The sequence below is a fragment of the Tenacibaculum sp. XPcli2-G genome (assembly GCF_024124505.1).
Taxonomy (GTDB): Bacteria; Bacteroidota; Bacteroidia; order Flavobacteriales; family Flavobacteriaceae; genus Polaribacter; species Polaribacter mesophilus.
In genome coordinates this window covers 433,155-458,185 of record NZ_JAMXSH010000001.1, presented here as the reverse complement: position 1 = coordinate 458,185, position 25,031 = coordinate 433,155, and the positions used below count along the sequence as shown (strand labels likewise).

Here is a 25,031-nt window from a genome sequence, read left to right as displayed (position 1 = left end):
GGCTTTTTTTTGCTTTATGATAACGCGTTAATCGCGTTTTGTATTCTGGTAATAGTAGTTTCTTTGCCTATCATTGTCATGATATCAAACAAATCTGGACCTGCTAGTTTTCCTACCAAACTTAAACGAAGTGGTTGCATTACTTTACCAAATCCTATTTCTTTAGAAGTAATCCATCCTTTGATTTCTGTTTGAGTATTTTCAATTGAAAAATCTTCTATTTTAGAAATTACTTCTACTAATTCTTGCATTAATTCACTCGTAGTATCTTTCCATTGTTTTTTAACCGCTTTTTCATCATATTCTGAAGGGTTTTCAAAGAAAAAGTTAGATAACTCCCAAAAATCAGCTACAAACGTCGCACGCTCTTTTATTAAAGAAACTACTTTTTCTGCCTGATCTTTATCTTTTGTTATGCCTTTTTCTTCAAGAATAGGTATGAATAAGGCTGTAAGCTCTTTGTTAGACTTTTGTTGTAAATACTGTTGGTTAAACCATTTTGTTTTATCTGGACTAAACTTAGCTCCTGATTTACTTACACGCGCTAAATCGAACGCTTCTGTTAATTCCTCTAAACTAAAAATTTCTTGTTCTGTTCCTGGGTTCCATCCTAAGAATGCTAACATATTTATAAATGCATCAGCAAAATAACCGTCTTCTTTGTATCCACGTGAAACATCACCTGTTTGCTCATTAGTATATTCTAATGGGAATACTGGAAAACCTAGTTTATCACCATCGCGCTTACTTAATTTTCCTTTTCCTACTGGTTTTAAAATTAATGGTAAGTGTGCAAATTTTGGTGCTTTCCAATCAAATGCACGATATAATAACTCATGAAGTGGGAGAGAAGGTAACCACTCTTCACCACGAATTACATGTGAAATTTCCATTAAATGGTCATCTACAATATTTGCTAAATGATATGTTGGCATACCATCAGATTTAAACAATACTTTATCATCTAAGGTATTTGTTTCCACTTTAATCGTACCACGGATTTCATCTTGTAAAATTAAGGTCTCGTCTTGTGGAGTTTTAAAACGGATCACATACTTTTCTCCTGCATTTATTTTTTCTGAAACTTCATTAGCAGAAAGAGCCAACGAATTGTTTAACTTTAAACGATTATGCCAATTATAAATAAAGGTTTTTCCTTTTTCTTCATGATCTTTACGGTGTGCATCTAATTCTTCAGCTGTATCAAAAGCATAATATGCCCAACCAGATTCAATTAACTGATCTGCGTATTTTTTATACAAATCTTTACGTTCTGACTGACGATAGGGTCCGAATTTTTCGTTTTTACCTGGACCTTCATCAAACGGAATGTTACACCATTCTAAAGAATCGATTATGTATTTTTCTGCATTAGCTACATAACGTGTTTGATCGGTATCTTCAATACGTAAAACAAAGGTTCCGTTATGTTTTTTAGCAAATAAATAATTGAATAAAGCTGTTCTTACACCACCTATGTGTAATGGTCCTGTCGGACTCGGAGCAAAGCGTACTCTTACGTTCTCAGTCATTTTTTTATTGATTTGAAAGCGCAAAGATAGTTTTATGTTAATAGAAAAGAAAAGGGAGGCAAGAGAAAAAAAGAAAAAAGCGAGTTAAACTCGCTTTTAAAATTTTATTTATACTGGCAGTAGCCATGAAAACAATACATATCTCTTCTTGGACAGTCTTGATCATATTTACACCTGGTAAGTCCGAAACCTCCATTAATATTTTTCTGCTCTGTCTTTTTTAAGGTAGTACCTAAATTTGAAATGTGTTTTAACATCTTTAAAGTTTTTAAAATTAGTAGTAGCAATTTAATTTAACTTTAAAAATTCTTCGTTTATTTTACCGTACAAAATGTAAGGAAAAGCCTTACTTTTTTAAAACTTATGATACAATCCGAAACTCAATGCTGGAGCTTTAGCTACATTTCTTCCCGCAAAAGCACCTCCGAAACCAACATTAGCTCCAAAAGATTTATTGAACTCACCTATAAACTTAAGTCCAAAGGCAGCATAGCTTTGATCGTTTACATACAAACCTGTAGCTAAATTTTCTTGAGGTAGTATTACATCACCATTTTTTAAAGAAGCAACACCGTCTAAAAATCCTGCTACCCATAACCAATTTAGTGCTTTGTAACCAACTTCTCCTCCTAATTTATAGTTAGAGCTATAGTCGTTTGTTCTAATATCAAATCCTGTAAATGCTTGTATATACCATGAATCAAAACCTCTTCCTGTTAAAAACAACGGTGTGAATGTCCACGCATCATAGCCTGTTCGTATTCCTGAATTTTCTTTATAACTGCTTGTATTCGCTTCAATAGAAAGTTGTCCTGATAACAACCATTTGTTATTAGAAAAGTTGTGTTTTATTCCTAATTGAATATTTCCTAATAAGGTTTCAGAAGTTTCTTCAATAGTAAAAGAAGGAAAAATTACAGACATATCTTCAGTAAAGTCACCTGTTTTAACCATTTTCAAAGGAATGTTAGCAAATAGTGTTGTTTTGTCTGTTACACCATATTCTCCGTACAGTTGTAATGTATTGTCGGTGATTTCTCGTTGGGGTTTGTAGTCTGGATTACCATAGATTTTATCATAACTTCCAATAGTAGTAAATGAAGCTTGAAGATATCCTTCATTTTTATTTTTTGTCCATGGACTTTGAGAAAAAGCATTAAATGTAATTAAAAATAATGCTGGTAAAATTAGTTGTTTCATGCTTAAAAGATTTTATAATTAGTTTACAAAAGCTTTCATTCCTTACAAAAGGATATTATTTTTTATAATACCTTTCTAAAAAATAAAGTAGTATTTTAATTAACACTACTTTCATACATTTTCTGGATCTTAGCTTATACAACATAAATCATTTTGTATAATCCCTGTACAACTTATTCCTGTCGGTGTATCAAACGCACATGGATTACCTTCTCCAAAACCTACATATCCATTTCCTCCCGGATACCTTTCATGACAACCTGTAATATCACATCCATTATTTCCTGAAAAGAAACCTCCTTTTATGTTTTTTTGTGCTACCTTATTAAGTAAAACACCTAAGCTTGAAATGTTTTTTAACATCTTTAAAGTTTTTAAAATTAGTACCAGCAATTTAATTCAACTTTAAAAACTCTTCGTCTTTTTTCCCTTATAAAAGGTATGGTAAATCCTTATTTTTTATTCAAATAACATATTTAAAGGGGATTATTAATGAAAAATAGGGGTTTAAATAAATCTTTAACTAAAATTCTCTCTTAAAACACGTATTTTTATACTTAGATATGGAAGATTTTAATAAAATACAGCAAAAGCTAAAGCAGTTTAGTAAGAAATTTTACACAAATGAATTGATAAAAGGAAGCATTTTATTTGTTTCTTTAGGATTAATTTATTTGCTCTTTACTCTGTTTATTGAATACTTTTTGTGGTTAAAACCAACCGCCAGAACTTTTTTATTTTGGTTATTTATTATAGTAGAAGTGTTCTTATTTTTCCGTTTTATTTGTTTTCCTATTTTTAAAATTGCAGGTTTACAAAAAGGAATTTCTTTTGAAGAAGCTTCTAAAATTATCGGAAATCACTTTCCTGAAGTAAAAGATAAATTATTAAATGTTTTACAGCTACAACAAAACAATCAGCAGTCTGATTTATTAGCTGCTAGTATTGAACAAAAATCGAAAGAATTACAACCTGTTTCTTTTAATAAGGCCATTGACTTTAGTAGAAATAGAAAGTATGTAAAATATGTTTTAATTCCTTTCTTAATTTGGGGAATTTCATTACTTACAGGAACCTCTAAAAAGCTCTCACAAAGTTTTAATCGTGTAGTAAATCATTCAGTAGCATATAATCCTCCAGCTCCTTTTTATTTTAATTTAACAGCAAAAGATTTACGTGTTATTAAAGGAAAAGATATAACCGTATACTTACAAACAGAAGGGGAGGTAATACCTCAGGAAACCAAAATTCATTTTAATAATCAACAATACTTTATGGAAAGTGAAGGAAATGGTTTGTTTTCATATACGTTTTCTGAAGTTCAAAATCCTATTTTATTTTATGCAAGTGCCAACGGAATTGAATCTAATGAGTATACTATAACGATTATTAAAACTCCATCGATTCAAAATATTTCATTAAATCTAACCTATCCATCATACATAGGAAAAGCTTCTGAAACAATTAACAACACCGGAAACTTAAATGTTCCACAAGGAACAATTGTAAAATGGGATATTAAAACTTCTGAAACCGATACAGTTACCTTTATAGAAAAAGAAAAAAGAACAATTTTTAAACAAAAAGAAAACAACGAATTTGAGTTTTCTAAACGTGTACTGAACAATACTAATTATCAAATTACAACATCTAACAAAAATCTAACAGATTACGAACAGCTACAGTTTTCTATTAATGTAACTAAAGATGAATATCCAACTATCAATGTAAATTCAAATATTGATAGCATTTCAAGAGGGAATGCACAGTTTGTAGGTCAAATTGCTGATGATTATGGTTTTAAGAGTTTAGAATTGGTTTATTACGATAAAAAAAATAAACAAAATACTAATAATCAATTAATTAAAATAAATAAAGAGACTATTCAGACCTTTTATTTTGAGTTTCCTGGAAATTTAGATTTAAAAGAGGGAATAGACTATGAAATGTACTTTCAAGTGTACGATAATGATGTTGTAAATGGTAGTAAAAAAACCATGAGTAGAAAATTTAGTTATCGACAAAAAACAGAAGATGAAATAGAAGAAGAGCTATTACAGGAGCAAAAAAACTACATAGAAAACATAACTAACTCACTAGATCAACAACAAAAAAGTAAGAAAGATTTAGAGAAAATTCAGTTTGATTTACAGAACAAAAAGAATATTAACTGGAATGATCAAAAGAAAATTCAAAATTTAATTAAACGTCAGGAGCAATACAAGCAAATGATGCAACGTCAAACACAAAAATTACAAGAGAATTTTTCTGAAAAGAAAGAGGAGAATGAAACTCTTGAGCAGAAAAAAGAAAACCTTAAAAAGCGTATTGAAGAACTTAAAAAGTTAGAAAAGCAACAAAAATTATTAGATGAATTAAACAAGCTAGCGGATAAGCTTAAGAAAGAAGATTTAATTAAAAAAACAAAAGAACTAGCTGAACAAAACAAACAACAAGAACGTAGTTTGGAACGTATTTTAGAAATGACTAAACGTTTTTATGTAGAACAAAAAATGAATCAGTTAGCAAACAAACTAGAAGGTTTATCAAAAAAACAAGAAGAGTTAAGTAACAAAGAATCTAGTAAAGAAGATCAGCAACAAATTAATCAAGAGTTTCAAAAGGCAAAGAAAGAGTTAGATGATTTAGAAAAAGATAATCAAGGTTTAAAACAACCCATGGAAATGCCTTCTATGGAAGATTTAGAAAAACAAACTCAAGAAGAGCTTAATAAAGCTGAAGAAAATTTAGATAAAAATAATACTTCAGAAACAAAGAAAAACCAGAAAAAAGCTGCTAAAAAAATGCAGCAAATGAGTCAGAAGATGCAACAATCAATGCAATCTATGAGTGCAGAAATGGAAGAAGAAAACATGGAAGGTTTACGTCAAATATTAGAAAACCTTATTACTTTTTCATTTGATCAGGAAGCTTTAATGAATGAGTTTTCTTCCTCAAATTCATCACATCCTAACTTTGGTAAAAACCTTCAGAAACAACACCAGCTTAAAACTTATTTTGAACATATTGATGATAGCTTATTTGTGCTTTCAATGCGAGTTCCTAGTATATCTTCAAAAATTCAAGATCACTTAGCACAAGCACATTATAACTTAGATCAATCTTTAGAAAATTTTGCAGATAATTATTTTCAAAACGGAATCTCTAATCAACAGTATGTAATGACTTCAGCAAATACATTAGCGGATATGTTGAGTAATACTTTAGACGCTATGCAAAATCCTAAACCTGGAAATGGAAAAGGGAAGGGGAAAGGTAAATCGTTTAGCTTGCCAGACATTATTCAAAAGCAAAGTGAATTAATGGAAAAGATGAAACAAGGCATGCAAAAGAAAAATCAAGGAAACCCAAAGGATGGAAAAGACAGTAAAAATAAAGGTGAAAAAGAAGGGCAAAACGGTGAACAAAGTGATGATTTAGATGGTGAATTATATCAAATTTACAAAGAACAATCACAACTTAGAGAACAATTAAAGAATGCTATTAACGAAGGAAATACTGGAAACAAGGAAGCTAAAAAAGCTTTAAAAAAAATGGAGGAGTTAGAGAATCAAATTTTAGAAAAAGGTTTTACACAAGAGAGTATTAATAGAATGCAGCAATTAAACTACGAGCTACTTAAATTAGACAAGGCTACATTCGAACAAAACAGAGATAAACAACGTAAATCAAACACCAATTTACAAGAGTTTAATAACAATACAACTAAGGAATTGAAGTTTAAAAAGTTGTTTTATAACCAAACTGAGATATTAAACAGACAATCACTACCTTTGCGCCAAAATTACAAAAAGAAGGTGCAAGAGTACTTTAGCCTTCCAAAGGATAGAAAATAACGTATTAAAAAGCCTTTAGATTATAAAAAATATTATTGCTTTTTAATTATGTTTTTAAATAATAACAATAGTATTTGATATAAAAAAATGATTGCATTTAATTACGAAACCGAGTTTCAATTAAACAATGAAGAAAATACTTCTAAATGGATACAAGAATGTATCGAAAAAGAAGGTTTTGAATTGGGAGAAATCAACTATATTTTTTGTGATGACGCTTATTTACATAAAATAAATATAGAGTTTTTACAACACGATACATTAACTGATATTATTAGTTTTGATTATACGTTAGGTAAGTTAGTTGGAGGTGATATTTTTATTTCAGTAGAAAGAGTAGAAGAGAATGCAAAGGAGTTTAATACTTCTTTTGAAAATGAATTACACCGCGTAATAATTCATGGTATTTTACATTACATGAAATACAAAGATAAGACGGATGAAGAGAAGCAAATTATGCGCTCTAAAGAAAATGAATGTTTAGAAATTTTAGATAAAAAATAAAAGAGTTCCACGTGGAACTGATTATAAAAAATGAGTTTATTTAATACAACATACGATGTAATTGTAGTAGGAGGTGGACATGCTGGTAGCGAAGCAGCTGCGGCAAGTGCAAACATGGGAGCACACACTTTGTTAATTACAATGAACTTACAAAACATTGCTCAAATGAGTTGCAATCCTGCTATGGGTGGAATTGCAAAAGGGCAAATAGTTCGTGAAATTGATGCACTTGGTGGTTACAGTGGTATTGTAACTGACAAGACCGCGATTCAATTTAAAATGCTAAATAAATCTAAAGGACCAGCTATGTGGAGCCCTAGAGCTCAATCAGACAGAATGCAATTCGCAGAGTGCTGGAGAACCATGTTAGAGCAAACTGATAATTTGGATTTTTATCAAGATTCTGTTAATGGATTATTATTTGATGGCGATACAATTATTGGTGTTAAAACTGCCTTAGGTTTAGAAATAAAAGCTAAAACAGTAATTGTTACAGCAGGTACTTTTTTAAACGGATTGATTCATATTGGTGAAAAAACGTTTGGTGGTGGTAGAGCAGGAGAAGGAGCTTCAACTGGTATTACTGAAGATTTAGTAGCTAAAGGTTTTGAAGCTGGTAGAATGAAAACAGGAACTCCTCCTCGAGTAGATGGTCGCTCATTAGATTACTCTAAAATGACCGAGCAACCTGGTGACGATGCTCCAGAAAAATTCTCTTATTTACCAATAACAAAAACATTAACAAAACAACGTTCTTGTTATCTTACTTACACCAATCCTGGAGTACACGATTTACTTCGTGAAGGTTTTGAACGCTCACCAATGTTTAATGGTAGAATTAAATCTACAGGACCACGTTATTGTCCATCTGTAGAAGACAAAATCAATCGTTTTGCAGAGAAAGAACGTCATCAAATTTTTGTTGAACCAGAAGGGTGGAACACTGTTGAGATTTATGTAAATGGATTCTCAACATCACTTCCTGAAGATATTCAAGACAAAGCCATTCGTTCTATTCCTGGATTTGAAAACGTAAAATTCTTTAGATACGGTTATGCAATTGAGTACGATTATTTTCCACCAACACAATTAAAACACAACTTAGAAACTAAGTTAATTGAGAACTTATTTTTTGCTGGTCAAATTAATGGTACAACAGGTTATGAAGAAGCAGCTGCTCAAGGTTTAATGGCAGGTGTAAATGCAGCATTAAAAACTCAAAATAAAGAGCCTTTTATTCTAAAAAGAAGCGAAGCCTATATAGGTGTTTTAATCGATGATTTAATAACAAAAGGAACCGAAGAGCCTTATCGTATGTTTACTTCTCGTGCTGAATATAGAACTCTTTTACGACAAGATAATGCAGATTTACGCTTAACAGAAAAATCTTATAAATTAGGATTGGCTTCTCAAGAAAGAATGGATAGAGTAGAAGAGAAGAAAAATAAGACTCAAAACTTAATCGATTACATTAAAGGATTGAGTGTGACAAAAGAGGATATCAACCCTATTCTAGAAGAGAAAAATTTAGCAACAATTAATCAATCTATGAAATTGTATAAAATTGCTGCTAGACCTCAATTAACGTTTTCTGATTTTAGATCTATTGATAAGCTTGAAAATTATATTCAGGAAAACGAAATTGATAATGAAATTATAGAGCAAGTTGAAATCCATTTAAAATACTCTGGTTATATTGAAAAAGAAAAGAATAATGCAGACAAATTAAATAGATTAGAAAACGTGCCTATTCCCGCTACTTTTGATTATAGTAAAGTGAAATCTTTATCATATGAAGCTAGAGAAAAATTATCTAAAATACAACCTACTTCAATATCACAAGCAAGTAGAATAAGTGGAGTATCACCAAGTGATATATCTGTATTACTTGTATATATGGGTAGATAAAAATAAAACGTTCCACATGGAACGTTTTATTTTTTTATGTATAATTGTTCGATTAAAACTAATGTTCCACAAGGAACACTCAACACAACATATTAATTTGATTACAGAAAAAAAGTTATATAAAGACTTAAAACCTTTTTTAAATTGTATCGATCATACAGTATCTAAAGAAAGTTATGAGGTAATGAAAAATGAAGAATACGATATATTAGTAACTTCACCTGTACCTAATAATTTAGATAAATATTATGCTAGTGAAGATTATATTTCACATACAGATAGTAAAACATCTCTTTTTGATAAAACATATCAGTTTGTAAAAAACTATACTTTAAAAAAGAAACTAAAATTAATTAACTCTTTTAACACAGAAGATAAATTAATTTTAGATGTTGGTGCTGGTACTGGTGATTTTTTAAAAGTATGTGAAAATGGTGGTTGGAAAATTGCTGGTGTTGAACCTTCTGAAAAAGCAAGAAGTTTTGCTAAAAATAAAAACATAAATCTTTTAAAAGATCTTTCAAAAATAGAAGGCAAACAATTTGATGTTATTACTCTTTGGCATGTCCTAGAACATATTCCTAATTTAACAGAATACATACAGCAATTAAAATCACTTTTAAAAACAAATGGTGTTTTAATTATTGCTGTTCCTAATCATAAAAGCTTTGATGCAAAATACTACAAAGAATTTTGGGCAGCTTATGATGTTCCAAGACACTTGTGGCATTTTTCAAGAATATCAATATCAAAAATATTTTCATTAGTTGAAATGAAAGTAGAAAAAACACTTCCAATGAAATTTGATTCTTTTTATGTTTCTTTATTATCTGAAAAATATAAAACAAAAAAATCAAGACCAATTCGTGCTTTTTTAACTGGATTGAAATCAAATTTTAAAGCAAATCGTTCTGGTGAGTATTCTTCTTTGATTTACATCTTAAAAAACAAGTAAAACTTAATTTAATATTGTTTTTAACTACTTTTAAAAATAAAACATACAAATACCTTACTAAAATTTAAAAACCTCTTAAAAAGCACTTTTTAAGAGGTTTTTAAATAATCAAAAATTATATTAAATATAAATATATATAATTTTTATCTATTTAATAAATAAACAGCTAAAATTGCAATTATAAAGTAAACTGCTAATGTCATAGCTCCTGCATAGTCTTTTGCTAATCGCTGACCAACTAATAAAAAGATTAAAGTTACTGCTGATAACTCAGCACCAATTAAAGCTATATTGTGGTTACCTGTTGTTGATAAATGAAAAATTCCAACAAACATTAATGCACCAGCTAATAATTCCATTACTAAAATTATAGCAAGTAAAAGAGGTACCGAATTTTTTAAGGGAGAGTCTTTAAAGTGCCCTCTGATAAAAGATAAATTTCCTTTCCAGTCTGTTACCTTATCTATTCCGGATTGTAAAAAAGTAACGATTAAAAAAAGTAAAAGTAAGATTTCTGTTATGCTTTGTTGTATAAGTTCCATATAATTGATTTTTTACAAATATAAATTTTAAATAAGAATTGTAACAATTCAAATAAAATTCGTCTAATAATTATCTACTATTAAATAGTATCTTTATCAAAAAAATTACTAACATTTAAAAATTAAAAACTATGTCAATTTATATGTATCCGGTTATTGTTATCGGGATTCTAGTATTTTTATCATTATTCTTTATTGTTAAGCAACAAACAGCAGCTATTATTGAGCGTTTTGGTCGCTTTCAAAGCATTCGTCATTCTGGTTTACAATTAAAAATTCCTATTGTGGATAGAATTGCTGGTAAGTTGAGTTTAAAAATTCAACAACTAGATGTAATTGTGGAAACAAAAACCTTAGACGATGTATTTGTTAAGTTAAAAGTTTCTGTACAATACAAAGTAATTCGTGATAAGGTGTACGATGCTTTTTATAAGCTAGATTATCCGCACGATCAAATTACATCTTATGTATTTGATGTAGTACGTGCAGAAGTACCTAAAATGAAATTAGATGATGTATTTGTTAAAAAAGATGATATTGCAATCGCCGTTAAAACTGAATTAAATGATGCCATGGCTGATTATGGTTATGACATTATAAAAACTTTAGTAACTGATATTGATCCGGATGCACAAGTAAAAGCAGCAATGAACCGTATTAATGCTTCTGAACGTGAAAAAATCGCAGCTCAATTTGAAGGAGACGCACAACGTATTTTAATTGTTGAAAAAGCTAAAGCAGAAGCTGAAAGCAAACGTTTGCAAGGACAAGGTATAGCTGATCAACGTAGAGAAATTGCTCGTGGTTTAGAAGAATCTGTTGAAGTTTTAAATAAAGTAGGAATTAACAGTCAAGAAGCATCAGCTTTAATTGTTGTTACACAACACTACGATACTTTACAATCAATTGGTGAAGAAACTAACAGTAACTTAATTTTACTACCAAATTCACCACAAGCAGGTAGTAATATGTTAAATGATATGGTAGCTAGCTTTACAGCAAGTAATCAAATAGGTGAGGCAATGAAGAAAGCACAAGAAAATAAAGACAAAGAATAATTATGATACTATCAACTACACCTTCAATAGAAAATAAACCAGCTAAAGAATATCTAGGTATTGTTACTGGTGAAACAATTATAGGTGCAAACATTTTTAAGGACTTCTTTGCCGGTATTAGAGATATAGTAGGAGGTAGGTCTGGTTCTTATGAAAAAGTTCTAAGAGAAGCTAAAGAAATAGCTTTAAAAGAGATGGAAGAGAGAGCTCTAAAATTAGGAGCTGATGCAGTTATAGGAATCGACTTAGATTATGAAACCGTTGGCGCCAATGGAGGTATGCTAATGGTTACTGCTTCTGGAACAGCGGTAAAACTTTAATTAAATAAAAAACCGAAACATTAAATGTTTCGGTTTTCTTTTTATTGTTAATAAGATAATGATCTTATTTCTTTTCTTCTACTTTATCAGTATTCTCTTCATCTTTAGTGGCATCTTTGAATTCTTTAATACCAGTACCTAAACCTCTCATTAATTCAGGAATTTTTTTTCCTCCGAATAATAATAGTACTAATGCAACGACTATAGCTATTTGCCATGGTCCAATAATTCCTAAAAATATAGTAAGTAAATTCATTTTTATTAAATTTTGCGCTACAAAGATACAAAATTAACTTCGGTGTTCTATTACTCCGCCAATTACTTTTTTGTCTCTAAATACTTCTGGTTTTCCTTTGTAAAAAATAGAGCCTCCAAACGATACTTTAGCATCTAAGGTTTCTCCAGCTTGTACTTCAACCTTAGAACCAGATCCTGCTTTTACAGCTGTCATTTCTTCTACCGATAATTTGTAACCGTGATACATTCCTCCTAGATCAGCATTTACATTTTGATTCTTTGTTGCTCCAGAAAGCCTAATAACCGCTCCTGAAGAACTTTTTACATTCAAATGCTTAACATTAACCACAAGGTTGATAAAAGCTCCTTCTTGAGCTCTAATTTCGACTTTTTGTTGGTTAATGTCTTTACCTGTAATCGTTGCTCCTTCATTTGCATCAATAATTGATAAAGTTTTATTGTAATATAACGTTGCTTTAACTTTACCATCGGCAGTAGTTTCTGGGAACCTTAATAATACTTTTAAGGTCGTTCCATCCAACTTAATTTTAACTTTGTCTGTTTTTTCGCCAGTAACTATTATTTTAGATTCATCAGATTTTACTAGTTTTAAATCTATACCATTGTACACTTTTACTATTGAAAAGTCTCCTAAATTCTTAGTTATGGTTGTTTGAGCTGATGCTAAAACGGTCATCAAGAACAAACTTAATATTGCTAACTTCTTCATAATAAATTCCATTAGTTAATTGAGTATAACCAATAATTATACCAATACTATAAAGGTAAATACTTAAAAATATTGTTTTTAACTGAATATTAATTCTGTATTATTCTTAAATTTTATAATTTCTCCTACTTTAGGTTTCTTAATTGTATTAACAAGGCCTACTATAAAAATAAGTATAAAAATTCCTCCAATTATTAATACTCCAGTTGGTCCCAAAAAGTCTGCTACTCCTACAAATATTTTTTTTATTAAACCTCTTCTGCCACTTGTGTTTAATGTTTCACCATTTTGTAAACTTAGAGCAGTGTTATGTAGGATCCAGGTAACAACTCCAAATAATAATAAACCAAATATATAAGATTTAATTTGTTTGAAAAGTGAATAATTTTTTACTGCTATACCTTTTAAATTATTTAATAAATATGTTTTAATTTCAGAATAAGTAGCTGAATTAATTATTATTTCAATTTCATTTTCCTTATCATCCTTTAAACTAATTGTTATAATCTGATCTGTATCATTTAATAAAATTTCTTTTATTTCTTCAAATCTTATAATAGTAGTATTTGTTAACTTCTGTTCTGAAATTAGATTACTAACATCAACTTCAACAGGTTGTTCTGTTATCCACAGGGATTTCTTATTAGCAATTAGATAAATATTATTTTTTTCTTCTTCAGTAGTAATCCAAATTTTCATAGTTTTTTATATATAATTTTTAATGTGATATTAAGTTAAAATCTAAATGTTTACGTTCTAAATCGGTATGTTTTACTTTTACAACAACTTCATCCCCTAATTGAATAATGTTTTTAGTTGACTGTCCAACCACAGCATATTGTTTTTCGTCAAAGATATAATAATCATCCTTAATGTCTTTAATACGTACCATACCTTCGCATTTATTGGATTTTATCTCAACATAAATTCCCCATTCTGTAACACCTGAAATTACTCCCTCAAATTCTTGATCTTTATGATCTTGCATGTATTTAACCTGCATATATTTAATGGAATCTCTTTCAGCTTTTGAAGCTAATTCTTCCATTTTAGAAGAATGTTTACACTTTTCTTCATAAATTTCGGCTTTTGGTGAGTTTCCGCCATCTAAATAGTGTTGTAATAAACGATGTGTCATCACATCAGGATAACGACGTATTGGTGAAGTAAAGTGGCTGTAATAATCAAAAGCTAAACCATAGTGACCTATATTTTGTGTAGTATATTCAGCTTTACTCATTGAACGAATAGCTAAGGTTTCTACCATGTTGGCTTCTCCCTTACCATGAACGTCTGATAATAATTTATTTAAACTATCCGATGTTTTTTGGCGTGTTTCTGTATTGATTTTATATCCAAATTTACTAACAATATTTTGTAACGATGCTAGTTTTTCTACATCTGGTTCATCGTGTACACGATAAACAAAAGTTTTCTTACTTGGTCTCCCTGCAGAAAGCCCTATAAATTCAGCTACTTTTTTGTTTGCTAATAACATAAATTCTTCAATTAGTTTATTAGCGTCTTTAGCTTCTTTAAAGAAAACTCCTGTAGGGTTAGCATTTTCATCTAAATGAAATTTAACTTCAACTCTATCAAAAGAAATAGCTCCTGATTTCATACGCTTTTTACGCATTTTTTTAGCTAGTTCATCAAGTTTTAATGTAGCTTCAACAATAGTTTCATCAACTTCATATGCTTCTCCAGTTAAAGAAACATCAGCAGGAATTATATTATTTTTATTCTCAATGATTGCTTGTGCTTCTTCATAAGCAAAGCGTTTATCAGAATAAGTAACAGTTCTTCCAAACCATTGGTTAATAACTTGTGCTTTCTCATTCATTTCAAAAACTGCTGAAAAAGTTAATTTTTCTTCATTTGGTCGTAAAGAACAAACTCCGTTACTTAACATTTCAGGTAGCATTGGTACCACTCTATCAACTAAATATACTGATGTAGCACGATCATAAGCTTCATCATCTAAAACAGTTTTTGGTTGTAAATAATGAGAAACATCAGCAATATGAATACCTATTTCATAATTACCATTTTCAAGTTTTGTAAATGATAAAGCATCATCAAAATCTTTAGCATCCTTTGGATCTATTGTAAATGTTAAATCTCCTCGCATATCTCTACGCTTAGCTATTTCCTCCTTAGTAATTTCAATAGGTAATTCAGATGCTTCTTTCTCTACTTCAGTAGGAAATTCATACGGTAAACCATATTCTAATAAAATAGAATGGATTTCTGTATCGTGATCTCCTGGTCTTCCTAAAACTTGAGTAATTTTTCCAAACGGATTTTTAGAATTCTCTGGCCAATCAGTCATTGTAGCAACAACCTTATCACCATCTTTTGCGCCATTAAGTTTACTTTGAGAAATAAAAATGTCTGCATACATTTTAGTGCTATCTGGTATAACAAATCCGAAATTTTTATTCATTTGTAATACACCAACAAATTCAGTTTTTGCTCTCTCAATAATTTCTACAACATCGGCTTCAAGTTTATTACTTCTACGCTTTTTATACACATAGGCTTTTACAGTATCATTATGTAAACCTTTACCTAAGTTTACTGAAGGCACAAAAATATCGTGTTCAAAATCATCACAAATAAAATAAGCATTGCCATTAGAGGTAGCATCTAAAGTACCAACATGGTATTTACGATCTTCATTTATTTGATATTTACCTCTATCAACTTCTTTAATTTTCTTATTAGCTGTTAATTCTGCTAATTTTTTTATAATCTGATTTTTACCATCAGTATCAGAAACTTTCAATTTAGAAGCAATCTGTTTGTAATTGTAATATTTATTACTGTCTTCGTTAAGTATTTTGAAAATGTTACGGGTAAGATCTTTGATAACTTTACCCTTTTTTTTGTAGATTTTTTTCTTTCTAGTCATTAATCTTTCGTCTTATTTAATTTTCAACCAAAGTACGAATAAAATTAATGCTAGTAATTTAAATAACTGTTATAAATTGATTTCGTACTTTTCCAATCTTTATTTAAAGTGATGGTATGAATAATTCTTGGTTTGTTATTGTTAATCCTGTAGCTGGTAATGGTAAGTTCAATAAATATTGGTCAGATATTCAACAGGAATTAAAATTTAATAATATAACCTATGAATATGCAAAAACTGAATATTCAAATCACGAAAAAATTATTGTTAAACAAGCTATTAACAAAGGTTATAAGAAAATAATTTCTGTTGGGGGTGATGGTACTTTACATCATGTTATTAACGGAATTATGACTCAAAATACTATAAAACCTGAAGAAATAACTATTGCTGTTATTCCATTAGGTACTGGTAATGACTGGATTAAAACTTATAATATACCTAAGAATATAAAAGCTGCCGTTAGTTTAATAAAACACGGAAAAACTATTTTTCAAGACATCGGTTACTTAGAATTACCTGATACTTCTTCCTATTTTAATAATGTAGCTGGTATTGGTTATGACGGATATGTTGTTAATAAGTTGAATAAATTAAAGAGATTTGGATCTATAGCCTACTTATTGAGTGGGATAGCGGGTTTATTACTCTACAAAAAAACTACTTTTAACATAACTATTAACAATAAATCTGTTGAAACAAAGTGTTTAATGACTTTGTTTGGTATTTGTAAATATTCGGCAGGAAGTATGCAATTAACTGATTATAAAGGTTCTAATAATGGTTTATTTGATATAACAATAGCTAAAAATCTGTCCTTTTGGGACTTACTTTTTTCAATTAAAAAATTATACAACGGAAAAATTCTTCAGCATAAAAAAGTAGAAACGCATTTGGCTAACTCATTGTTAATAACTCCCAAAAACAATGATGAACTTCCTTATATTCAAGCAGATGGTGAGTTAATAGGTAGAGGACAAGTTAAAGTTAGTATTCTAAAAAGTGCTATTCAAATAGTTATTCCTTAAAAAGTTAAAAAAAACTTAATAAAATTGTAACGTTTCTTAAATTCATACGTCTTTATAGTAAGAAAGTCGTTATAAATGAAAAACTTACGCAAAATAATAGCACTGTTTATTTTCATATTCATTACAGGAATTATCGTAACAGTAGTGAGTATAAATACAACTTTAAACAAAAAAACTCCTTCAAAAGTAGTAACTAAAGATACTATTTACCTTATTAAAGCATCTAAAAAAGCTGTTTAAGTCTTTTTCTCTCACTTATTATCACTTTTCAACAAACGTAGTATTTACGTCTTATTTTTTGCAATTTGCCATAAAAGAAGACAAAGAAGTTACTCTAATTTTTGTAACTCAGTAAATGATTAGTAGAGGAGTCTCTAAAACTTAAATTTCAAAAAAACTGTTATTAACATATTATATTATTAATAAAAGAGATTTTAAAAATTTAAAAAAAGAAATGATTGTTATTATAGTGTGTTAATATGTAGCATAAAAAGTGGATTTTATTTTTGGTTAAGTGACTTATTAAAATAAATAAACAAGTTATTAGTTAAATAAAACTTTAAAAATCAACTATAAAATAGAGTTATTAACAAAAGTTATAAACAGCAATTCACTGAAAATTTTGAATAGTTAATTTTCTTTTCAATGTAAAAAAAGGGTTAATTTAATGTTGATAAATGTTCATTAAAATCTCAAAAAAAAAGTTGCATAATTAATTCTTGTTCTTGCATTGTAAAAAATATCTAGAAAAGAAAATTTTCTTTTCAGAATATACTATTACTTCTTAACAATTTGATAATATAGCTTAACTTCTTAATTTTAAATAGGTTATTAAGAATGCTAAAAAAAGCATTGTTAATTACTGTTGATAACCGTGAATAACTGTATTTTTGTAATTCACAACTGAATTAAAATCAACAAATTATGACAATCGCTGTAGGAAACGATCACGCAGGCACCGAATACAAATTTGAAATAGTTAAGCTTTTAGAAGAATTAGGACATAAAGTAATCAACTTTGGTACGAATGAAACCGATAGTATGGATTACCCAGATACAATTCATCCAGCTGCTGAAGCTGTGGAGACAGGACAAGCAGAAATGGGAATTATTTTATGTGGAAGTGGTAATGGAGCGCAAATGACTGCTAATAAGCACCAAGGAATTCGTGCTGCTTTATGTTGGAATAACGAATTGGTTGAATTAACACGTCAGCACAATGATGCTAACATTTTAACAATTCCAGCTCGTTTTGTATCGTTACAACAAGCTTTAGGTTTTGTAAAGATTTTTTTATCTACCGAATTTGAAGGAGGTCGTCACGCGAATAGAGTAAATAAAATAGCTTGCTGTTAATGAATTTTATAGTAAAAAGATTTCAAGAATTAACAACTTCAGAACTGTATGAGCTTTTGCAATTACGTTCTGAAGTTTTTGTTGTTGAGCAAGATTGTGTGTATCAAGATATTGATGGTAAAGATCAAAAGGCTTTACACGTTATAGGAGTTAAAGAAGGTAAAATAGTAGCTTATACACGATTATTTAATAGTGGTGAATATTTTGATACACCAAGTATTGGTAGGGTAGTAGTTAAAGAAACGGAACGTAAATATGGTTACGGACACGATTTGATTAAAGCATCCATAAAAGCTATTGTTGATAACTACAATGAAACTACCATAACGATTTCTGCACAAACCTATTTGCAAAAATTCTACGAATCTCACGGATTTAAACAAATAGGTGAAGGTTATTTAGAAGATGGTATTCCGCATATAAGAATGGTTAGAAATTAGTTTCTAATTAAAGCAAAAGCACCATTTTTAGCCTCTCCGTTTGTAAAAATTATTTGATACCAGTATGTAGTACTTGGAAGTGGTTTTCCATTGTATAAACCATTCCAACCAATAGTGTTTGGTTTAATTTTACCTACTATCTTTCCAAATCTATCAGTAATATAAATTTCTTTAATAAGATTGTTATTAGCGTTTACAATCCAAGTATCATTGTTACCATCGTTATTTGGAGTAAAAAAGTTTGGAATGGTAACATCTCTTTCTTCCTCTATAAGAATGGTAAAACTACTTTCATTATTACAACTAGTATTTATAGGGTTTACATTATAAATAAAAATTGTTTGAGAATCAGTAATAATATCTCCAGAATTTAATTGATTTCCATTTCCTCCAGATTCAGTATAATAATTTCCATTTATTAGATTAGGTAAAGTAAATTCATTAATAGCAAAAACATCATTTAAAATATCAACATCAGGTGAATTGTTTATAGTAACCATAAATGAAGATTCAATTGAACAAGAAGGATTACTTGAATCTTCGTTATAAATAAAAATTGTTTGAGATTTATTTATAATATCTCCAGGGTTCAATCGATTTCCATTTCCATTAGATTCAGTATAGTATTTTCCATCAGATAAACTAGGTAAAGAGTAATTATCACAGGTGATAACATCATTTAAAGTATCAACAGTTATGTTACAAGTAGTCTGTTTACATTCTGATTCATCATTAATAAAAGTAGATGTAGCATCAATAGAAATCCAATTTACTTCACTAAAATTTTTATCATCAACAAGAATACAATCCAAATTATTATTTGTTGTATTAAAACTGTTTCCTGGTATATTTTGATTAGCACCATTTCTTAAATCTAAAAAAGTTAGTTTATTGTTAGATACAACGAAGTAATTTATTTTTGGATTATTAGATAAATCCAATGACTCTAAATTTCCATCAGGAGCATAAAATTCTTCTAAAATAATATTATTTGATACATCTATACTAGTAAATAAATTACCTCCACAACTTAATCTTTTTAAATCTTTATTTAATGATAAATTTAATTGATTTAGTAGATTATGTTCACACCATAAAAGATATAGCTCTAAGTTCCTAAATATGTCTAAATCCTTTATTTTATTTAGAGAACACACCAACCTTTCTAACTTGATATTATTACTAACATTTATTTCATCAAGAAAGTTATCACTACAAAATAAATCTACTAATTTTAAATTATTACTAACATTTAGTGTTGTAAGATTATTCTCTGATATATTTAAATGTGTTAAATTTTTAAGGTTATCGAGATTTATAGAGGTAATAGAATTAGTATAACATATAAGTTTTGTTAAATTCTTAAAATCTTGTATACCTGTTAAGTCAGCAATATTTTTTTCTTGAATTTCTAATTCTAGTATGTTTTCAATATTACTAGTTAACACATAGTCATCTAAAGGGCCAGAATCATATCCAAGGTTTATTAACTCTTGTTCAAAATTATCATCGGGTACATAGGTTAATAGAGGAGTAGCACAATTAGTACTAAACACAGAGTTGTCATCAATATCTATCCAGTTAGTTTTACTATAATTTTCATTATCTACCTGAAAACAGGTTAAATTAGGATTATCAATGCAATAAAATTGAGTAATAGATGAATTATTACCATTTTTAAAATTTACTTTTTCTAAAATTCCGTGACTTAAATTAAGTTGTTCAATTTTAATATTTTTTGATAAATCTAATTCTGTAATACTAGAATTACCTATAGTTAAATCTTTAATGTTAATATTATTTGATAAATCAATTGAACTTATACTAGTGTTAATACAGTGAAAATTTTCTAGTTTACTATTATTTGAAATATTCAAATTTTGAAGCATTGAATCACTATAAATATATAAATCTATCAAATTAGTATTACTAGAAAGATCAATAGTTACAACCTCATTTAATTCAATTGTTAATTTTTCTAAAGCAATAAAGTCTTCTATACCTTGTAAGGATTTGATTCCGTTTATATAATCAGCACTTCCTGATATTGATAGGTCGTTTACAGTGCTGATATTATTAGTAGGAACATAATCATCTAAAGGACCAGAATCATACCCTAAATCAATTAAATATTGTTCAAAACCATCATCGGGAACATAAGTATTTTGTGAGTAAGAAAATAAAGTAAAAAAGAAAAGTAAAAGAGTTATATATTTTTTCATAGCTTTTTATAAAGCTGTAAAAGTAACAAACTAAATCAATTCTTCAACTTCTTTAACTTCACCAACTTGCATGTTACCTAGTAAAATGTTACCTACACGAACGCGTACTAAACGGAGTGTAGGAAAACCAACAGCTGAGGTCATTTTACGTACTTGTCTAAATTTTCCTTCGGTTAATGTAACTGATATCCAAGGAGTAGGACCGTGACGAGCATCTCTAATTTTTTTAGAACGCTCTGGTAAATCTGGTGTATCAATTGACTTAACTTTGCAAGCTTTAGTTATATATTTCTTTCCGTCAAAACCAATTTCAATCCCATTTTTTAATTGATCAATAGCTTCTGAAGTAATTGCTCCGTCTAACTGGACATAATATTCTTTTTCAACTCCACCTCTGGTAGTGATAAAGTCGCTTACTTTTCCGTCGGTTGTTAACAACAATAAACCTTCCGATTTTGCATCCAATCTACCAACAGCCATTGTTTTTTCAGGAAAATTGTATAATTCACCTAATAATTTGTGTTTACCTCCTTTTTTTTGATTTGTAATAAATTGTGATAAAAAACCATAAGGTTTGTAAATCATGAAGTGACGATGGTTTGACATCTTTTCTTTTTTAAGAAGTACAATATTACAAAATGTAACATAAAAAGATAGGATACTAAAGCTAGTTTTTCATAACTTAGCCGTTCTTATTACTTAAAATAATTAGTACGATTTATGGCAGCAGATAAAGAAAAAGAAGCGAAATTAAAAGCGCTTCAACTTACACTAGATAAGTTAGACAAAACTTACGGTAAAGGAACCGTAATGAAGTTAGGAGATAGCCAAGTAGAAGATGTAGATGCAATATCGTCAGGTTCTTTAGGATTAGATTTAGCCTTAGGAGTAGGAGGGTATCCTCGTGGAAGAATTATAGAAATTTACGGACCAGAATCATCAGGTAAAACAACTTTAACAATACATGCAATTGCAGAAGCTCAAAAAGCAGGAGGTATTGCTGCTTTTATTGATGCGGAACATGCTTTTGATCGTTTTTATGCTGAAAGTTTAGGTGTAGATGTTGATAATTTAATTATTTCCCAACCAGATCATGGAGAACAAGCATTAGAAATTGCTGATAACTTAATTCGTTCGGGAGCTATTGACATTGTAGTGATTGACTCGGTTGCAGCATTAACACCAAAATCTGAAATTGAAGGTGAAATGGGTGATTCTAAAATGGGATTACATGCACGTTTAATGTCACAAGCTCTACGTAAATTAACAGGTACTATTAGTAAAACAAACTGTACAGTTATATTTATTAACCAATTACGTGAAAAGATTGGAGTTATGTTTGGTAACCCAGAAACTACAACAGGTGGTAACGCTTTAAAGTTTTATGCATCTGTTCGTTTAGATATTCGTCGTAGAACACAAATTAAAGATGGCGATAAAGTAATTGGTAACAGTACTAAAGTTAAGATTGTAAAGAATAAAGTAGCTCCACCATTCCAACAAGCAGAATTTGATATTATGTATGGTGCAGGAATATCAAAAGTTGGTGAAGTTTTGGATATTGGAGTAGAATACGGAATTATAAAGAAAAGTGGTTCATGGTTTAGTTATGGAGACACTAAATTAGGTCAGGGTAGAGATGCTGTAAAAGGTGTTATTAAAGACAACCCTGAATTAATGGAAGAGTTAGAAAATAAAATAAAAGATGCTATTGAAAATCAAGATTAAGTTTTAAATTTAAAAGTTCTAACTATTACTAAAAAGCTGTTGAAAACTTCAACAGCTTTTTTCTTTAGAAAGAATAAGATATGTGTTTAAATTCCAGTACTACCAAAACCACCAGCACCACGTTCAGTTTCGTTTAAAACTTCTACTTCTTGCCAGTTTACACGTTCGTGTTTTGTAATAACTAATTGCGCAATTCGCTCACCATCGTTAATTGTAAAATCTTCGTTAGATAAATTTACTAAAATCACCCCAATTTCTCCACGATAATCAGCATCAACTGTACCAGGAGAATTTAATACGGTAATCCCTTTTTTGGCTGCGAGTCCACTACGTGGACGAACTTGAGCTTCATACCCAACAGGAAGCGCAATAAATAAACCTGTTTTAATAATAGCTCTCTCTAAAGGTTTTAAAATAATAGCAGCATCTATATTTGCACGTAAATCCATTCCTGCAGATCCCTCGGTTTCATAAGTTGGTGTTTGATGTTTGGATTTGTTTATGATTTGTACGTTCATATGTTTCATATAGTTTTTAAAATTCAAATATAATAACCTTTAAGTTTAGAGAGTCGATTATAGATTTCTTAATTTTGTAATACAAACAAATACTACTTATGAGCAATCAAACTAGAATAGCCGTTTTAGGAGGTGGAAGTTGGGCAACAGCTATTGTTAAAATGTTATCTGAAAACTTAGAAACTATTGGTTGGTATATGCGCAGCATATATGCTATTGAACATATTAAACGTAACAAACATAATCCTAGTTATTTAAGTTCTGCAGAGTTACATCCTGAACAGTTAGATTTGTCTGAAAATATAAATTACATTGTAGAAAATTATGACGTGTTAATTTTTGCCGTTCCTTCTGCTTTTTTAAACGGAGAATTAGAAAAACTTACTGCTTCTTTAGAGAATAAAGTTATTTTTTCAGCCATTAAAGGAATTGTACCAGAATCAGGATTAATTGTTGGTGAACATTTTCATGAAAAATACAATATACCATATGAAAATATTGGGGTAATATCTGGACCATGTCATGCAGAAGAAGTAGCAATGGAACGCTTATCGTATTTAACACTTGCTTGTCAAGATGAAGAAAAAGCAAAAAAACTTAGTGAAGCTATTGCAGGACGCTATATTAAAACTAAAATTTCTGATGATATTATTGGTACTGAATATGCAGCGATGTTAAAAAATATTTATGCTATAGCTGCAGGAATTGCTCATGGTTTAGGCTATGGAGATAATTTTCAAGCGGTATTAATGAGTAATGGTATTAGAGAAATGAAACGCTTTATTAAAAAGATTCATAAAATGAAGCGCAATATTAACAATTCAGCATACCTAGGTGATTTATTAGTTACTGGATATTCTACATTTAGTAGAAATAGAATGTTTGGAAATATGATAGGAAAAGGTTACACTGTAAAATCTGCAATGTTAGAAATGAGTATGGTTGCTGAAGGATACTATGCAACAAAAAGCGCCTATAAAATTAATCAAAAAAACAAAGCTAAAACTCCAATAATCAACGCTGTTTATAACGTTTTATACGACAAGAAAGAAGCGAAAGATGAGTTTTTAAAGTTAACAAATAGATTAGATTAGTTGTTTGCATTTGTACAAATAATCCTTCTTAATAAAAATTAAGAAGCCCCATCAATCGCTCCTATATTTAGTTGTGTATAGGTCTTGTATACAAGATACAATAGTAACAAATTTAGATTAAAATTCTGATTAACAAAGTTTTTAATTAAAAATATTAGATATTTTAATTATGAAATAATTTTACTATAAGTTTTATTTTTGTTTCTTTGGTTTAAAATTAAACAAAAAATGAAAACAATTCAAGAAGCTGTTGAAATAACTATCAGAAAAACTCCTTTCATAGAGGAGGCTCTTAATGAAAAGTTAATTAATGTGTCATCGTTAGCAAGAGAAATTTTACCTGAAGTTTCTAAACTTTTAAAAAAAGAAGTAAAAGTAGGTGCTGTAATGATGGCTATTAACAGGTTATCTCCAGCTAATGAATTGAGAGTTAGAAAAAATATTAAAAGACTTGCTTTAAATTTAGGAGACGTAATTGTACGATCTGATTTATGTGATTTTACATTCAAAAATACAACGTCTTTATTAAAAGAAATTGCTAAAATTTTAAGTAAATCAGCAGATAGTAAAGATTATTTCTTAACGGTTTCACAAGGTATTTTTGAAACAAATATTGTAACAAGTAAAAACTTACACCCTTTTGTTGAAGAAATTTTTAAGAAAGAAGCATTAATTAATAATGTAAACGATTTAGCTTCTATAACTATAAAACTACCAAAAGGAAACTTAGATCAATCAGGTATATACTATTTTATTTTAAAACAATTTGCTTGGGCAAATATAGCGGTACAAGAAGTAATTTCTACAACACATGAAATGACTATAGTAGTAAAAGAAAGAGATGTAAATGAAACATTTGCAATTTTAATGGATTTGAAATTAAATTAA

At 29.2% G+C, this 25,031-nt stretch carries 24 protein-coding genes; 13 read left to right on the top strand and 11 right to left on the bottom strand.

Translation table 11 applies throughout. From position 1 onward, the window contains the following. Positions 1-14 precede the first annotated feature (14 nt). From gltX to NH341_RS02080, 3 genes are all read right to left on the bottom strand, one after another. A complete protein-coding gene (gltX, locus tag NH341_RS02090) occupies positions 15-1,532 on the bottom strand; it encodes a glutamate--tRNA ligase (protein WP_073182349.1) in 1,518 nt (505 codons plus the stop codon). Between the two features lie 354 nt (positions 1,533-1,886). Beyond that, positions 1,887-2,732, bottom strand: coding sequence for a hypothetical protein (locus tag NH341_RS02085; protein ID WP_173359041.1), 846 nt, complete (start codon positions 2,730-2,732; stop codon positions 1,887-1,889). A 129-nt stretch (positions 2,733-2,861) separates the two neighbouring features. After that, the gene (locus tag NH341_RS02080; protein ID WP_047788049.1) at positions 2,862-3,095 is read right to left on the bottom strand and encodes a hypothetical protein; all 234 of its coding nucleotides are present in this window, start codon (positions 3,093-3,095) and stop codon (positions 2,862-2,864) included. Positions 3,096-3,295: 200 nt separating this feature from the next. On the opposite strand from NH341_RS02080, the gene NH341_RS02075 reads away from it, so the two are divergent. The 4 genes from NH341_RS02075 to NH341_RS02060 all read left to right on the top strand — a co-directional run bounded on the left by NH341_RS02075 (position 3,296) and on the right by NH341_RS02060 (position 9,956). After that, a complete protein-coding gene (locus NH341_RS02075) occupies positions 3,296-6,589 on the top strand; it encodes a DUF4175 family protein (RefSeq protein ID WP_253055576.1) in 3,294 nt (1,097 codons plus the stop codon). Positions 6,590-6,676: 87 nt separating this feature from the next. Beyond that, the gene (gene ybeY, locus NH341_RS02070; RefSeq protein ID WP_253055574.1) at positions 6,677-7,093 is read left to right on the top strand and encodes an rRNA maturation RNase YbeY; all 417 of its coding nucleotides are present in this window, start codon (positions 6,677-6,679) and stop codon (positions 7,091-7,093) included. Between the two features lie 30 nt (positions 7,094-7,123). Beyond that, entirely contained in the window at positions 7,124-9,001 is a 1,878-nt protein-coding gene (mnmG, locus tag NH341_RS02065) for a tRNA uridine-5-carboxymethylaminomethyl(34) synthesis enzyme MnmG (protein ID WP_253055572.1), read from the top strand. Between the two features lie 61 nt (positions 9,002-9,062). Further along, complete coding sequence (locus NH341_RS02060) at positions 9,063-9,956, top strand: bifunctional 2-polyprenyl-6-hydroxyphenol methylase/3-demethylubiquinol 3-O-methyltransferase UbiG (RefSeq protein WP_239178305.1); 894 nt, start codon at positions 9,063-9,065, stop codon at positions 9,954-9,956. Positions 9,957-10,099: 143 nt separating this feature from the next. Here the strand turns inward: NH341_RS02060 and NH341_RS02055 are convergent, their stop codons facing one another. Then, entirely contained in the window at positions 10,100-10,498 is a 399-nt protein-coding gene (locus NH341_RS02055) for a hypothetical protein (protein ID WP_047788053.1), read from the bottom strand. Between the two features lie 131 nt (positions 10,499-10,629). Here NH341_RS02055 and NH341_RS02050 point away from each other — a divergent pair, with 131 nt between their 5' ends. Together NH341_RS02050 and NH341_RS02045 are read left to right on the top strand one after the other, a co-directional pair. Next, positions 10,630-11,556 (top strand): SPFH domain-containing protein, encoded by a 927-nt coding sequence (locus tag NH341_RS02050; protein WP_047788054.1) that lies wholly within the window; start codon positions 10,630-10,632, stop codon positions 11,554-11,556. Positions 11,557-11,558: 2 nt separating this feature from the next. Further along, a complete protein-coding gene (locus tag NH341_RS02045) occupies positions 11,559-11,876 on the top strand; it encodes a heavy metal-binding domain-containing protein (RefSeq protein ID WP_047788055.1) in 318 nt (105 codons plus the stop codon). Positions 11,877-11,940: 64 nt separating this feature from the next. On the opposite strand, the gene NH341_RS02040 is transcribed toward NH341_RS02045, so the two are convergent. The 4 genes from NH341_RS02040 to rnr form a co-directional block, all read right to left on the bottom strand. Continuing rightward, positions 11,941-12,132: a twin-arginine translocase TatA/TatE family subunit gene (locus tag NH341_RS02040; RefSeq protein ID WP_047788056.1), complete on the bottom strand. Its 192-nt coding sequence runs from the start codon at positions 12,130-12,132 to the stop codon at positions 11,941-11,943. Between the two features lie 33 nt (positions 12,133-12,165). Further along, a complete protein-coding gene (locus NH341_RS02035; RefSeq protein WP_047788360.1) occupies positions 12,166-12,843 on the bottom strand; it encodes a head GIN domain-containing protein in 678 nt (225 codons plus the stop codon). Between the two features lie 78 nt (positions 12,844-12,921). After that, positions 12,922-13,542 (bottom strand): hypothetical protein, encoded by a 621-nt coding sequence (locus tag NH341_RS02030; protein ID WP_047788057.1) that lies wholly within the window; start codon positions 13,540-13,542, stop codon positions 12,922-12,924. A 19-nt stretch (positions 13,543-13,561) separates the two neighbouring features. Beyond that, on the bottom strand, positions 13,562-15,757 hold the full coding sequence (gene rnr, locus NH341_RS02025) for a ribonuclease R (protein ID WP_173361220.1): 2,196 nt from the start codon (positions 15,755-15,757) through the stop codon (positions 13,562-13,564). 116 nt (positions 15,758-15,873) lie between these two features. On the opposite strand from rnr, the gene NH341_RS02020 reads away from it, so the two are divergent. The 4 genes from NH341_RS02020 (at position 15,874) to NH341_RS02005 (ending at position 18,581) form a co-directional block, all read left to right on the top strand. Next, positions 15,874-16,785: a diacylglycerol kinase family protein gene (locus NH341_RS02020; RefSeq protein ID WP_253055570.1), complete on the top strand. Its 912-nt coding sequence runs from the start codon at positions 15,874-15,876 to the stop codon at positions 16,783-16,785. A 75-nt stretch (positions 16,786-16,860) separates the two neighbouring features. Continuing rightward, on the top strand, positions 16,861-17,025 hold the full coding sequence (locus tag NH341_RS02015) for a hypothetical protein (RefSeq protein ID WP_201284714.1): 165 nt from the start codon (positions 16,861-16,863) through the stop codon (positions 17,023-17,025). 684 nt (positions 17,026-17,709) lie between these two features. Continuing rightward, a complete protein-coding gene (rpiB, locus tag NH341_RS02010) occupies positions 17,710-18,141 on the top strand; it encodes a ribose 5-phosphate isomerase B (protein ID WP_047788060.1) in 432 nt (143 codons plus the stop codon). Next, positions 18,141-18,581: a GNAT family N-acetyltransferase gene (locus NH341_RS02005; RefSeq protein ID WP_073182359.1), complete on the top strand. Its 441-nt coding sequence runs from the start codon at positions 18,141-18,143 to the stop codon at positions 18,579-18,581. Before rpiB ends, NH341_RS02005 begins: the two co-directional genes overlap by 1 nt. Here NH341_RS02005 and NH341_RS02000 read toward each other — a convergent pair. After that, positions 18,578-20,803: a T9SS type B sorting domain-containing protein gene (locus tag NH341_RS02000; protein ID WP_253055569.1), complete on the bottom strand. Its 2,226-nt coding sequence runs from the start codon at positions 20,801-20,803 to the stop codon at positions 18,578-18,580. The genes NH341_RS02005 and NH341_RS02000 overlap by 4 nt on opposite strands. Before the next feature lie 30 nt (positions 20,804-20,833). Then, on the bottom strand, positions 20,834-21,409 hold the full coding sequence (locus tag NH341_RS01995; protein WP_159610599.1) for a pseudouridine synthase: 576 nt from the start codon (positions 21,407-21,409) through the stop codon (positions 20,834-20,836). 114 nt (positions 21,410-21,523) lie between these two features. Here NH341_RS01995 and recA point away from each other — a divergent pair, with 114 nt between their 5' ends. Continuing rightward, a complete protein-coding gene (gene recA, locus NH341_RS01990; protein ID WP_047788064.1) occupies positions 21,524-22,531 on the top strand; it encodes a recombinase RecA in 1,008 nt (335 codons plus the stop codon). An 86-nt stretch (positions 22,532-22,617) separates the two neighbouring features. On the opposite strand, the gene dut is transcribed toward recA, so the two are convergent. Then, positions 22,618-23,049, bottom strand: coding sequence for a dUTP diphosphatase (gene dut, locus NH341_RS01985; RefSeq protein ID WP_253055567.1), 432 nt, complete (start codon positions 23,047-23,049; stop codon positions 22,618-22,620). 98 nt (positions 23,050-23,147) lie between these two features. On the opposite strand from dut, the gene NH341_RS01980 reads away from it, so the two are divergent. Further along, entirely contained in the window at positions 23,148-24,143 is a 996-nt protein-coding gene (locus tag NH341_RS01980) for an NAD(P)H-dependent glycerol-3-phosphate dehydrogenase (RefSeq protein WP_253055566.1), read from the top strand. Positions 24,144-24,371: 228 nt separating this feature from the next. After that, the gene (locus tag NH341_RS01975) at positions 24,372-25,031 is read left to right on the top strand and encodes a hypothetical protein (protein ID WP_159610605.1); all 660 of its coding nucleotides are present in this window, start codon (positions 24,372-24,374) and stop codon (positions 25,029-25,031) included.